We start from the raw sequence: 14,900 nt of genomic DNA on the forward strand, positions 1-14,900 counted from the left end.
ACCGGCAGGTCGCGGGTTTCGTACTCGTCCACCGTGACCTCGGGGGCACTCACGACAGGACCTCCTCTTGCACATCGTCGGTTTCGGGTTCGGGGATCGGCTCGGCCGGGGTGCCGGTGAGCGACAGGAAGACATCGTCGAGAGTCGGGCGTACGACGGTCGCGTCGAGGACGCAGACCCCGGCGTCGTCGAGGCGTCGCAGCGCTTCGACCATCGTGCGTGACCCGTTGCCGACAACCACCGACACCTCGTCGCTGCCGGGGTCGTGGAGGGGTTCGCCGACGCCCACCTGGTGCAGCACCGACATCGCGGGCCACGGGCTCTGCCCGGCGGCGAGGGTGACGGTGAGCCGGTCGCCGCCGATGGAGGTCTTGAGTTCGTCGGCGGAACCACGGGCGATGACGGTGCCCTTGTCGATGACGGTGATCCGGTCGGCGAGCAGGTCGGCCTCTTCGAGGTATTGGGTGGTGAGCAGGACGGTGGTGCCGTCGTCGACGAGATCGCCGATCACCTGCCACATGTCGAGGCGGCCACGCGGGTCGAGGCCCGTGGTCGGTTCGTCGAGCACCACCACCGGCGGTCGCGCCACCAGCGCACCGGCCAGGTCGAGACGACGTGCCATACCGCCGGAGTAGGTGCCCGCCCGCCTGCCCGCCGCGTGGTCGAGCCCGAACGCGGTGAGCAGTTCCTCCACGCGGGCCACGGACTGCTTGCGGCCCATCCCGTACAGGCGAGCCACCATGCGCAGGTTCTCGTAACCGGTCAGGTTCGCGTCGACCGCCGCGTACTGGCCGGACAACCCGATCCTGGTGCGCGCGGTGGCCGGATCGGCCAGCACGTCGATACCGGCGACCCGCACCGAACCGGCGTCGGGTCGCAACAGCGTGGTGACGATCCGCACGGTGGTGGTCTTGCCCGCGCCGTTGGGACCCAACAGCCCCAGTACGGTGCCCGCCGGGATCTCCAAATCGATTTCTTTCAGGACGCGCACCTTGCCGTAACTCTTGGCCAGGCCACGCACTTCTACCGCGAGACTCACGGATGCATCTCCTTCTGGCCGCTGCCGCACACGGTGATCTCCGGGATCGCGTCGAGGTGGCGATGCAGCACGGGGCCGATCGCCGCCAGCGATTCCGGTGTGGTCATCGCCGCGTGCCTGCAGGGCAGGTCGTGGTTGTGGATGTTGCCGGTGACGAACGGCTGCCAGGCTTGGGCACACCGGCTCGGATCGGCGGCGTTGATCTCGTCCGCCGTGGCGGTGAAGAACACGAGATCGCCGTCGAAGGTGCGCGGCCGGAACCGGTTTGCCATGACGGTGCCGTCGGCGTACCCGGTGTAGAGGCGTTGCAGGTGGTCCACCGAGAGCGCGGCGAACGGGCCCGCCTGTGCCCGTAGCAGATCCGCCGCTTCGTGCAGGTCGAGGTCGGCGGGCAACGGTGCGCCGTCGACCAGGTCGGCGCCGAACTCACCGAGGATATCGGCGACGCTGGGCATCGAGGTGTCGAGCCAGCGATCGCCGAGTTGGTAGCTGTCCATCATCGCGAGCAGTGCGACGTCTTCACCCGCTTCCTGCAGTTGCACCGCGATCTCCTGCGCGATCAGGCCGCCGAGCGACCAGCCGAGCAGGTGGTAGGGACCGTGCGGCTGGATCGACTTGATATGGGCGACATAGTGTCCGGCGGCTTCGGGAATCGAGGTGAAGCTGTCCTCGCCGGACACGTGCGGGGCCTGCAGGCCGTATACCGGGCGCTGCGGGGCGAGATGAGCGAGCAGTCCCGCGTAGCACCAGGCCAGACCGATCGCCGGGTGCACGCAGAACAGCGGGGTGTCGTGCGGGCTGGTGGACGGGCGGATGGGCAGCACCGGGCTGGTCGCCGCCTCGATCACCGCCTCCGGGTCGGCGCCGTCGAGCTTGGCCGCGATGGCCGAGGGGGTGGCGTCGCCGAACATCATCTGGACAGGCATTTCGTAGCCCTGTTCACGCAGTGCCGCAACGACTTTGGTGGCCAGCAAGGAGTTGCCGCCGAGTTCGAAGAACCCGTCGTCCGCGCCGACCCGCTCCACCCCGAGCACCTCGGTGAACACCGCGCACAGTGCCCTCTCGGCGGCGGTCACGGGCGCGCGGTAACCACCGGACGCCGTGAACACCGGCTCGGGCAGCCGGGCGCGATCGAGCTTGCCGACCGGGCTCAGCGGGACCTCGTCGAGCAGCATGATCGCCTGCGGGACCATGTAGTTCGGCACGTGCCCGGCGACATGGGCGAGCAGATCGGGCACGCTGGGCGCGGACCCGTTGCGCGCCTTCACATACGAGACGAGCGCGGTGACCCCGGCCTGCGTGGTGTGACCGATGGTGAGCGCGAGCTCGACATCGGCGTGCCGGGCGAACGCGACGTCGATCTCGCCGAGTTCGATCCGGAAACCGCGCACCTTCACCTGATGGTCGGTGCGGCCGACGTACTCCACGTCCAGCGCCGACTTCGCGCCGTTGCGCCAGCGCACCAGGTCGCCCGTGCGGTACATCCGTTCGCCCGGTGCGCCATAGGGATCGGCGACGAACCGCTGGGCGGTGAGGCCCGGCCGGTTCAGGTAGCCGCGGGCCAGCGCCGAGCCTGCCAACTGCAGTTCACCGGTGACGCCGATCGGCGTCGGATGCAGGCGCCGGTCCAGCACGGTCGCCGCGACGCCGCGGATCGGCCCACCGATGGTGATCGGACCCTGCGGGTTCATCGCCTGCGGCATCAACGTGACGATGGTCGTCTCGGTGGGGCCGTACACGTTGTAGAAGTTGCGCCCCGGCGCCCAGCGGGCGAGCAGTTCCGGCGGCAGCGCTTCACCACCGGTGAGCACGTGGGCAAGGGAATGCACGCCCGCCGGGTCGACGGTGCCGAGCGCGGCGGTGGTGACGAACGCGTGGGTGATCCGTTCCCGGATGAACACCTGCCGCAGATCCTCGCCGCCGACCACCCCGGCCGGGGAGATCACCAGCGTCGCCGCACCACCGAGCGCGAACAGGATATCGAGCATGGCGGCATCGAAGCTCGGGGTGGCGAAGTGCAGCACCCGGCTGCCGGGACGCACATCGAAACGGTCGGCGGTCTCGGCGGCGAAATTCGACAGACCACCGTGGGTGACGACGACGCCCTTCGGTGTCCCGGTGGAGCCCGAGGTGTAGATCACGTACGCCGGATTGTGCAGGCGCAGTGGGCGAATGCGTTCGGCGTCGATGATCGGCGAGTCGTCGGTGCCGAGCACGGTGGCCCTGGTCTGCGGATCGTCCAGGACCAGCCAGCGGGTGTCGGCGGGCAGCCGATCACGATGCTCGAGCAGCGTCAGACCCAGTGCCGCGTCGGAATCGGTGAGCATGTGGCTGATCCGCTGTGCCGGGTAGTTCGGGTCGACGGGCACGAACGCGGCGCCCGCCTTGGCGACGGCGAGCATGGTCGCGACCGATTCCACCGAACGCGGAATACCCAGTGCCACCAGGGTTTCCGGCCCGACGCCCTGATCGATGAGAACGCGGGCGAGCCGGTTGGTCCACCGGTCGAGCGCGTCGTAGGTGACCACCGTGTCGCCGGCGCACAACGCGACGCCGTCGCGCGAGCGAGCCACGGCGGCACCGAAGACCGCGGGCAGTGTCACCGGCTGCTCAGCGCGGGTGCCGTGCACCGGCGCCAGCGCGGTCCACTCGACCGCGTCGAGCAAGGCCAGGTCGCCGACCGCGGTGTTCGGGTCGGCGGCCACGGCGGTGAGCAGCCGGACCAGACGGTCACCGAGCCTGCGCGCGGTGACCTCGTCGAACAGGTCGGCCGCGTAGTTCACCGACAGGTTGATGCCGTCGCCCACCCGGTCGGCGGTCTGGGTTTCGGTGAAGGTGAACTGCAGGTCGAACTTGGCGATACCGGCGTCGGCGTCGACCGCTTCGATCCGCAGGCCGGGCAGTTCCAGCATGCGCACGGGGCTGTTGCGCACCGAGAGCATCACCTGGAACAGCGGGTGATGTGCCTGTGAGCGCGCCGGGTTGACCACTTCGACGAGCCGTTCGAAGGGCAGGTCGGCATTGGCGAAGGCGTCGAGGTCTCCGTCGCGCACGGTGCGCAGCAGGTCGATGAACGCGCGCTCGTCGGCCACCTCGGTGCGCAACACCAGGGTGTTGACGAACATGCCGATCATCGCGTCGAGCGCGGGATGCCCACGGCCCGCGCTGGCGGTGCCGACGGCGATGTCCTCGGTGCCGGTGACCCGGTGCAGCAGCACCGCGAGGGCCGCGTGCAACACCATGAACATACTGACGTTGTTCGCGGTGGCGATGCCGCGCAGCGCCCGGTGAGTCGCCGCGTCGACCGCGCAGTCGACGGTGCCGCCCCGATAGGAGGGCACCGGCGGGCGCGACCGATCGGCGGGCACGGTGAGCAGTTCGGGCAGGCCGTCGAGCACGCCGCGCCAGTGCTCGAGCTGCTTGCTGATCAGCGAATCAGGATCGTCCTCGGTGCCGAGGAGGTCCTGCTGCCACAGCGTGTAGTCGGCGTACTGGATCTGCGGGATCTGTTCGCCGAACGGTTCACCGATCTGGATGCCACGGTAGGCGGCGGCCACTTCGGCGGCGAGCGGTTCCAGCGACCAGCCGTCCATCGCGATGTGGTGCACGACCAGCACCAGCACATGCTCGGTCGACCGGGCGACGGCGAACTTGGCCTTGGTCGGCGCCGACTGACCGGTGTGGTCGACGCTGATCAGCGCCGCCCGCATCGGCACCGAGGCCGACAGGTCGAATCCCGGGGTGACGAAACGGGTCACAGCCGTCGCGACCTCGCCGACGGTGGCCGTCGCGTGGAACAGGGTGACGGCGGCGATCGCCGGGTCGAGCACCAACTGCTCGGGCTCCCCCGAGCTTTCCGGGAACACCGTGCGCAGCGTCTCGTGCCGACGTTGCACCGTGTGCAAAGCGGCGATGAGTGCATCGAGGTCGACCGTGCCGTGCAGACGCAGCACGACCGGGATGTTGTAGGCCCCCGACGATTGGCTCTCGCCCTCGGCGCCCGCGTTGAAGCGGTTGAGGAACCACAGCCTGCGCTGCGCCGCCGACAGCGGAATCCGTTCCGGTCGGCGCTGCGGCACCAGGTCCGGCCGGTACTCGTCGCCGGACGGTCCGGATTCGATGAGCGCGGCCAGCTCGGCGACAGTCGGCGTCGCGAACACGGTGCGCACTTCCAGGCGCACATTGCTGGCCGCGGCCAGGCGGGCCACCAGCTGGGTGGCCAGCAGCGAGTTGCCGCCGATATCGAAGAAGCTGTCGGTGGCGCAGACCTCGCTCGCCCCGACCAGATCCTCGAACACCCGCGCGACGGTCCGCTCGGCTTCGGTCTGTGGCGCCCGGCCCGCGGTGGCGGTGAATTCCGGATCGGGCAGTGCGGTGCGGTCCAGCTTGCCGACCGGCGTGAGCGGCACCTCATCGATCAGGTTCAGCGAGGCCGGAACCATGTGCCCGGCCAGCCGGACCATCGCATGACGCTTCACCCCGGCCACTTCGGCCGGGTCGATGCCCTCGTTCAACTGGATCCAGGCGACGATCCGATCGTCGCCGGCGATCCGGCGCACCTCGGTGTGCGCGAAGCGGACCTCGGGATGGCTGCCGAGCACGGCGCTGATCTCGCCGAGTTCGATCCGGAAACCGCGCACCTTGACCTGATGGTCACTGCGACCGAGGTAGTCGATCTCGCCACCCGCGGTCCAGCGCACCACGTCGCCGGTGCGGTACATCCGGCTGCCCGCCGGGCCGAACGGATCGGCGATGAATCGTCCGGCGGTCAGGCCGTAGCGCTCGTGATAGCCCTGGGCGATACCGGCGCCACCGATGTAGAGCTCACCCGGCACTCCGGTGAGAACCGGCCGCAGCCGTTCGTCGAGCACGAGAGCCCGAGAACCGCGCACCGGCGTTCCGATGGCCACCGGGACACCCACCCGCAGCTCCGACATCGCGGCGATGACGGTGAACTCCGTCGGCCCGTAGGCGTTGACGAACCGCCGACCCGGCGCCCAGTTCTCCACCAGGTCCGGTGGCACCGCCTCGCCACCGGCCATCAGACCGCGCAGCATCGGCAGCGGGTGGCGGGTGGCATCGATGGAGGCCAGCACCGCGGGCGTCAGGAAGGTGTGGGTGATCTGCTCGTGTTCGAGCAGGGCCCCGAGTTCGTCGCCGCCGTAGATGTCGATCGGGCCGATCACCATCTCGGCGCCCGAGTAGACGGCAAGGAGCATGTCCAGCACCGAGACGTCGAAACTGGGCGTGGAGAAGAAGAACGTCCTGGAGAACCGATCGAGACCCATGCGTTCGCGCAGGTCGAGAGCGAGGCTCGTGAGACCGCTGTGGGTGACGGTGACGCCCTTGGGCAGGCCGGTGGAGCCGGATGTGTAGATCTGATAGGCCAGGTCTGCGGTGCGTACCGGACGGATCCGCTCGGCATTGCTGATCCGGACCCCGTCGTAGCCCGCCAGTTCGGCGTTCAGCTCGTCGTCGTCCATCAGCAACCACTGGGTGTCGATCGGGCCCGCGGCCTCGCGCAGTGCGTCCGCGTCGGCGCGCACGGTGATGACCGCGCCTGCACCGGAGTCGGTGAGCATGTGCCGCACCCGGTCGGCCGGGTAGCGCGGGTCGACGGGGACGAACGCCGCACCCGAGGCCGCGACGCCGAAGATGGCGAGGGCGCAGTCCAGAGAACGGGTCAGACCGACCGCCACGCGGTCGCCGGTGCCGATCCCGCGAGCGATCAGAGCCCGACCGAGCCGGTGTGCCCGGTCGGCGACTTCGGCGTAGTCGAGCTCACCCACTTCCCCGCTGACACTGCCCCCGGCGAACCAGCGCAGCGCGGGCCGACGCGGATACTTCGTCGCCGCGCCGTCGAGAATGTCGGCCAGAATGACCGGCGTGACCGCGGCCGGTCCCTGGGCCGGGACGTGATCGCGATGTTCGAGCACGGTGAGCGGGTCAAGATCGCACACGAGCCGCTGCGGGTCGGCGGTCACCTGGTTGAGGATCTGCACGAACCGATCGGCGAGGGTGTCGATGGTGGCGGCGTCGAACAGTTCGGCGGCGTAGACGAACTCGAACCGCAGCCCGTCCTCGTCGGCGGGCGCGACCCGCAGTTCCAGGTCGAACTTGGCCAGCGCGATGTCGAGTTCGCGCGCGTCCAGCCGCAGACCGGGCAGTTCCAGCGTCGGCGTGCGGTTGTCCTGCATGCTCAACGCGACCTGGAACAGCGGGTGCCGGTTGCTCGCCCTGCTCTCCCGGCCGAGCGCGTCGACGACGCGTTCGAACGGCACATCGGCATGGGCGAGGGCGGCCAGCTCACTGTCGCGGTCGGCGTGCAGCAGTTCGGTGAAGCTGCGGTCGGGGTCGACGTCGGAGCGCAGCACCAGGGTGTTGACGAACATGCCGACGAGGTCGTCGAGCTGGATGTCGGTACGCCCGGCGACCGGAGTGCCGATGGGGATGTCGCGTCCGCCGGTGATGCTGCGCAGCAGCACCGACAGGGCAGAGCGCACGACCATGAACAGGCTGACACCGGTATCGCCTGCCAGCTCGGCCAGTGCTTGTTGCAGCGGCGCCGAAACCTGGCAGGTGACGGTGCCCGCCGTCCCCGTCGGTTCGACCGGACGGGGGCGGTCGAACGGCAGCGGCAACTCGTCGGGCAGCTCGGACAGGGTTTCGCGCCAGAACGCGAGCTGGGTGGCGGTGATGCTGTCCGGATCGTCCTCGGCACCGAGCACGGCCCGCTGCCACAGGCTGAAGTCGGCGTACTGCACGGGCAGCGGCGCGTGCTCGAAGGCGGTGCCGCCGGTCCGCGCCACGTACGCCATGGCGAGATCACGCGTCAGCGGGCCGAGCGACCAGCCATCGGCGGCGATGTGGTGCACGACGACGCCGAGCAGGTGCTCGTCGGATGCGGTGCGCTGCAACGACACTCGCAACGGCGTCTGCCGGGTGAGGTCGAATCCCTGGCGTGCCAGCGCGGTCAGCGCCGCCTGCGCCCGATCCGGTGCGGAGTCGACGACCTCGATCACCGGCATCGCCTGCGCGAGCGGCAGGATCACCTGCTGGGCGCCGGAGAGGTCTTCCGGGAACACCGTGCGCAGTACTTCGTGACGCTCCACCAGGTCGGTGAGGGCGCCCCGCAGCGCGTCGACGTCCAGATCTCCGCCGATTCGCAAGACGAATGCGATGTTGTAGGCGCTGGATTCGGGGGACAATCGGTTCAGGAACCACAGTCGTTGCTGCGGCAACGACAGTGGTATGCGTCCCGGGCGCGGGGTGTGTACCGCCAGCGCCACCCGCTGCGTCCGGGGCGCTTCCGTGATCAGCCGGGCGATGCCCGCCACGGTCGGCGCCTCGAAGATCTGGCGTACGGGCAGGTCCACCTCGAAGTCGGCGTGCAGCGCGGCGGCGAGCCGGGTGGCCAGCAGCGAGTTGCCGCCGATGTCGAAGAAGCTGTCCTCGGCGCCGGGGATCGGGCGACCGAGAATCTCGGTGAACACCGCGGCCACCCGCATCTCGAGGTGTGTGCGCGGCGCGCGCGACCCCCCGTTGACCACGAATTCCGGTGCGGGCAGCGCCTTTCGGTCCAGTTTTCCCGCCGGGGTGACCGGCATCGCGTCGAGCACCGCCAGCGCGGCGGGCACCATGTAACCGGGCAGCCTGCCGCGGGCGGTGTCGAGCAGGGCGGCCGGTTCGACCGGGCCGTCGGCGGTGACATAGGACGCGAGCCGCTGCTGCCCCTGCTCGTCGACGTGGACAATGGTCAGCGCCGACCGCACACCCGGGTGTTCGCGCAGCACGTGGTCGATTTCGCGCAGTTCGACGCGGAAGCCACGGATCTTGATCTGATCGTCGGCGCGACCGAGGAAACGCAGACGGCTGGTCTTATCGGCGACCACGAGATCGCCTGTGCGATACATCCTTTCGCCGACTCGCCCGTGCGGATTGGCGACGAATCGCTGCGCGGTGAGTGCCGACTTGCCGAGGTACCCGCGAGCCAGACCGGGCCCGGAGACGTACAGCTCGCCCGGCGTCCCCGGCGGCACCGGGTTCATCCTGCCGTCGAGGACGAACAACCGCATGCCGCGCACGGGCGCGCCCAGCGGCACCGGCTCCCCCGGCACCATGGCGGCGCTCGCGGTGACCGCGACGGTGGCCTCGGACGGGCCGTACATGTTGTGCATCCGGTATTTCGTGGCCCAGGCGTCGACGAGTTCGTCCGAGCAGGCCTCGCCGCCGACGATCACCGTGCCGAGCGCCGGGAACTCACCCGCGGGCACCGTGGCCAGCGCGGCGGGGGTGATGAACGCGTGGGTGATGCGTTCCGAGCGCAGGAAACCGGCCAGTTCCGCGCCGCCGTAGAGATCGGCCGGGGCGACCACGATCGTCGCGCCCGCGGCGAACCCGAGCAGCAGTTCGAGCACCGAGGCATCGAAGCTGGGCGAGGAGAAGTGCATGGTGCGCGCGTGCTCGGTCACCTTGAACAGCTGGGTCTGTTCGCTGGCCAGCGAGGCGATACCCGCGTGGGTGACCACGACGGCCTTGGGGATGCCGGTCGAGCCCGAGGTGTAGATGAGGTAGGCGGGCTGACCCGCCCGCATCGGATTCCTGCGGTCGGCGTCGGACAGCGGGGTCGCGGAGCGGACCGCGCAGTCGGCCTCGAAATCGGCCGTCCCGAACACCATCCACTCCGGTGACCGCCGGTGCTTGCCGGTGATGGTGGGCAGCGCGGCGAGGTGTTCGGGCAGGGTGAGCCCGAGCGTGGCGCCGGAGTCGCCGACCATGTGCGCGATGCGTTCGGTCGGGTAGGCGGGATCGACGGGCACGTACGCGGCGCCGGTTTTGGCGACCGCCCAGATGGCGATGATCGACTCGAGGCTGCGCGGCAGCGCGACGGCCACCACCGATTCAGGGGCGGCACCGTGCGCGATCAGGCTGCGCGCCAGCCGGTTCGAGCACTCGTCGAGCTCCCGGTAGGTGGTGTCGAAGCCGAGGTAGCGCACCGCCACCGAGTCGGGCAGGTGTTGTGCGGTGTCGCTGAGCAGCCGGGCCAGCGTGCAGGCCGGTTCGGCGGGCGCACCGGCCACCGGAACCAGTCGGGCGATCTCGCGGCGGTCGAGCACGTCGAGGTCGCCCACGGCCGTGTCGGGGGTCGCGACGGCGGCGGCCAGCAGCGTGGTGAACCGCCGGGCGATGGCCTCCACCGTGGCGCGATCGAAGACGTCGGTGGCGAAACCGAATTCGGCGTGCAGTGGTCCGTCGTCGTGGTTGTCGCGCACCTCGAGCTGAAGATCGAATTTGGCGACACCGATCTCGATCGGCACCAGTTCCGCTGTGACACCGGGCAATTCGACGCTCAGCTCCGGAGTGCGGTCGTAGGACAACATCACCTGGAACAGTGGATGCCTGCTGGTCGAGCGATCGGGGTTGACCAGTTCCACGAGTCGTTCGAAGGGTACGTCGGGGTTGGCGAAGGCATCGAGATCGGTCTCGCGAACCAGGTCGAGCATGCGGTCGAACCCGGCATCGAGGTTCACGTCGGTGCGCAACACCAGGGTGTTGACGAACATGCCGACCAGCTCGTCCAGCGCCGGATCGGACCGGCCCGCGATGGGCGTACCGATGGTGACGTCGGTACTCGCGCACAGCCGGGCCAGCAGGGTGGCCAGCGCCGCGTGCAGCACCATGAACATGCTCACCCCGCGACCGGTCGCGAGTTCGGCTGCCGCACGCCGGGTTTCGGCGTCGATGACGAATTCGACGGTGTCTCCGCCGGTGCCACGCTGCATCGGCCGCGGCCGATCGAGCGGCAGGTCGAGCTGATCAGGCAGCCCGGCCAGCGCGCCGCGCCAGTGCACGAGCTGACGCGCGATGGGCGCTTCGGGGTCGCTTTCCTCACCGAGCAGTTCGCGCTGCCACATCGCGAAATCGGCGTACTGCACCGGCAGCGCCGCCCACTGGGGTGCGGCGCCACCCGCGCGCGCCGACACCGCGACCATCAGATCCCTGGCCAACGGGGCGACCGACCAGCCGTCACCGCTGATGTGGTGCAGCACCACGAGCAGCAGGTGATCCTCGGCGCCGACCTGGTACAGCGCGACCCGCAGCGGTGTCTCGGTCCGCAGATCGAAACCGCGCCCCGCCACCTGCGCTGCCAGCGCGGGAATCTCGGCGGCGGACACGTCCACCGGCGTGAGTTCGGGTTCCACCCCGGCCGCCGGGTGGATGAGCTGGTACGGGCCGTCGGGGCCCTCGGGGAAACTGGTGCGCAGGCTCTCGTGACGGTCCAGGACGTCACGCAGACCCGCGCGCAACGCGTCGAGGTCGAGATGTCCGGTGAGCCGCAGGGCCAAGGGCATGTTGTAGGCGGCGGCGTGTTCGGCGAAGCGGTTGAGGATCCACAGCCGCTGCTGGGCCAGCGACAGCGGCACCAGTTCGGGCCTGCGCACGGGAACCAGTTTCGGCGTGGAGGTTTCGGGCCGATGGGTGCTGATATAGGCGGCCAGCGCGGCGATATTGGGCGACTCGAACATTTCCCGGATGGTGAGGTTCGCGTCCAGGGTGGTGTTGATCCTGGCGACCGCGCGGGCGGCGACCAGGGAGTTGCCGCCGAGGTCGAAGAAGCTGTCCTCGACACCGATCGCGGTGCCGTCCAAGGCGAGAACCTCGGTGAAGATCTCCGCGAGTGCGCATTCCAGTTCGGTCCGCGGCGCCGCGGCGCCTGCGGTGACCCGCACGCCCACCTCCGGCGCGGGCAGCGCTTTGCGGTCGACCTTGCCGTTGGCGCTCAACGGCAGTTCGTCGAGAACGACCAGCGCCGAGGGCACCATGTAGGACGGCAGGCCGCGGCGCAGTGTCGAGAGCAGGGCGGTGGGCTCCGGCGCCGAGGCGCCCCGCGCGGCGACCACGTAGGCGACGAGTTCGTCGTCACCGGTACGCCCGGCGCGAGCGACGCAGACAGCGCGGGCGATCCCGTCCTGGGCGAGCAACGCGGATTCGATCTCGCCGAGTTCGATCCGCAGTCCGCGGATCTTCACCTGGAAGTCGGTGCGGCCCAGGTATTCCAGGACACCGCCGGCGATCTGCCAGCGCGCCAGGTCACCGGTGCGATACATCCGCTGCCCCGGTGTGAACGGATCGGCGACGAACCGGTCGGCGCTCAGGTCGGGGCGGCCGAGGTAGCCGCGAGCCAGCTGCACGCCGGCCAGGTACAACTCGCCCGCGACACCGGGCGGCACCGGTCGCAGATGCGCGTCGAGCACGTAGGTCTGGGTGTTCCACACCGGCGAACCGATCGGCACCGTGGTGGCGTCGGCCGGGCACGGCCAGTAGGTGACGTCGACCGCGGCCTCGGTGGGCCCGTAGAGATTGTGCAGTTCCGGTCCCCCGTCGGGACCGTGCAGCGCGGCATGGAAATCGCGAACGGTGGCGCCCGGTAGCGCCTCGCCACTGCAGAACACCCGGCGCAGTCCCGCCCCGCCGCGCACGCGCGGGTCGGTGACGAACAACGACAGCATCGACGGCACGAAATGTGCTGTGGTGATAGCCCTTTCGGTGATGATTCGCGCCAGGTAGGCCGGGTCGCGATGCCCTTCGGGAGCGGCGACCACCAGGCGCGCACCGACCTGCAGCGGCCAGAAGAACTCCCACACCGACACGTCGAAGGTGGCCGGGGTCTTCTGCAGGACCGCGTCGGTGTGATCGATGGGGTATTCGGCCTGCATCCAGCGCAACCGGTTCACGATCGCGGCATGCGTGACGCCGACGCCCTTGGGCTTACCGGTGGAGCCGGAGGTGAAGATGACGTAGGCGAGGTGCTCGGGCCGCAAGGGCGCGCGACGGTCGGCATCGGTGATCGGCGCGACATCGTTGCCGCTCACGTCAAGGGCGTCCAGATCGATCCGGACCGTGCCCGCGGGCAGCCGGACCCCGTCGCGATCCGCGGTGAGTACACACACCGGATCCGCCTGTGTCACCACCGCTTCGATGCGATCGACCGGATGCTCGGGATCCAGCGGCAGGTAGGCCGCGCCGGTCGCGAGCACCGCGTAGATCCCGACGACCAGATCGATACTGCGGTGCAGGCACACACCGACGGTGGTCTCCGGGCCCGCGCCGCGGGCGATGAGTTCGCGCGCCAGCTGGTTCACCCGGTCGCCGAGTTCGGTGTATCCGATGGTGCGGTCACCGAATTCGAGACCGACGGCATGCGGGCTACGGCGGACCTGCTCCTCGAACAGCGAGACCAGGGTCGCGGCCTGCATCGGCATCTCGGTGCTGTTCCACTCCCGCAGCACCCTGTCGTTCTCCGCGGCGGTGATCGCGGTGAGCGTGTAGGTGGGGGTGGTCGGTTCGGCAGCGAGGAAGCGCGCGAGGAAGTCGAGGTAGCGGGAGTGGTGGGCAGCGTTCTCGGACTCGCCGTAGAGCTTCGGGTTGGCCTCGAAGTCGAGCTGGATGCGGCCGCCGTCGCCGTTGTAGATGTTGATCGAGAGGTCTTCGACGGGTCCGGTGGCGAGAACGTTGACCTGACCGGCGATATCGTCGAACTTCAGCTCGTCGTGGAACAGCATGATGTTGACCATCGGCCCGAAGAAACCACGCGCGTCGCGGGAGTAGCCGCAGTCGCGACGGATGTCGTCGGAGCGGTAGCGCTGGTGCCGCAGCGCGCCGGTGATCTGCAGTTCGGTCTGGCGCACGACGTCGGCGACGGTGGTGTGCTCGTCGAACCGGACCCGCAGCGGCACCACGTTCGACACCACGCCCGCCGAACGGCGCAGCGCGACAGTGGTACGGGCCGAAACCGGCAGACTCAGTACGACATCGGGGTCACCGGTGACCGAGCGGACGTAGGCGGCGAGTGCGGCGACGATGAGCGCCGAGTTGGCCGAACCGTGGGTGGCGATCGCGTCGGTGAGCAGGGTGTCGAGGTCGGTGTCGAGCACCGCGGTGGCTCGGTGGCGACCCGCGTCGTGGCTATCGCCCGCGGCGGTGACCGACGACAGTGTCATCGGTTCGCCCACGCCGGCGAGCTGTTCCATCCAGTACTCGCGGTCGGCGCGGAACCGGGTGGACTCCCGGTAACGGGATTCGTCGGCGTAGAGGTCGACGAGCGCGGCGGCCCGTGACACCGACGGTTCGCGCTGCTCGCCGACGGCGGTGTAGATCTCGGCGGTGCGCGAGAGCGCGTTCATCGCACCGTAACCGTCGATGACGATGTGGTGTCCGCGCTCGTACCAGAACCATTCCCGGTCACCGACCCGCAACACCACATTGATGGTGAGGGGCTCGTGCTCCATGTCGATCGGGGTGCTGGCGTGGGAGTTCATCCATCCCAGCGCGGCAGCGCGCGGGTCGGATTCGCCGCGCAGATCGAGCCGAGCCCAGCCGGGCCGCCAGGTCGGATCCACTCGCTGGTGGGGTACGCCGTCGATCTCGAGTAGGCGGACATGTCCCACTTGGGATTCCGCGCCGTAGCGCTCCACCGCGTAGAGCAGCCTCCCGACATCGAGATCACCGCGCAGTTCGACGTAGTGAGCGATGGTGAGCGGGATGTCGGGCCGGATCCGTTGCGCGTACCACAGTGCTGTCTGACCGGGTGAGAGGGCGAACGGTTGGCCCGGGTCCTCGTCGGTGACGCTCGAGCTGACGTGGTCGGTGGCCAAAGAACTCATCAAGCACTCCGTTTCTGCCTTGTGTCACAACTCCCCGAGCAGCGCCCGGGCACACGAGGACCCAGGGCGTGGCTTTACCACGCCCATGATTCGGAGTACTCCGGCAGCCGGATGGCTACCGAGATGGATTTATTTTGATCTCTTTGGATTACGCCCCTGCAGCTGCAACTTGGTGCCGCTTCCCCCGGGTTGAAACA

Annotated in this window: 2 protein-coding genes; both read right to left on the reverse strand. The window is 69.4% G+C overall.

What is annotated here, in order from left to right:
- Window positions 1-49: 49 nt before the first annotated feature.
- Entirely contained in the window at window positions 50-1,039 is a 990-nt protein-coding gene (locus ASD42_RS02720; RefSeq protein ID WP_056809776.1) for an ATP-binding cassette domain-containing protein, read from the reverse strand.
- Window positions 1,036-14,703, reverse strand: coding sequence for an amino acid adenylation domain-containing protein (locus ASD42_RS02725; protein WP_200950365.1), 13,668 nt, complete (start codon window positions 14,701-14,703; stop codon window positions 1,036-1,038). Before ASD42_RS02725 ends, ASD42_RS02720 begins: the two co-directional genes overlap by 4 nt.
- Window positions 14,704-14,900 lie beyond the last annotated feature (197 nt).

Origin of the sequence: Nocardia sp. Root136 (genome assembly GCF_001427185.1) — a bacterium.
GTDB classification, from domain to species: Bacteria; Actinomycetota; Actinomycetes; order Mycobacteriales; family Mycobacteriaceae; genus Nocardia; species Nocardia salmonicida.

Excerpts from the sequence above, each read along its gene's own strand:
- ASD42_RS02725 (WP_200950365.1), bottom strand. The coding sequence starts at position 14,703 with ATGAGTTCTTTGGCCACCGACCACGTCAGCTCGAGCGTCACCGACGAG.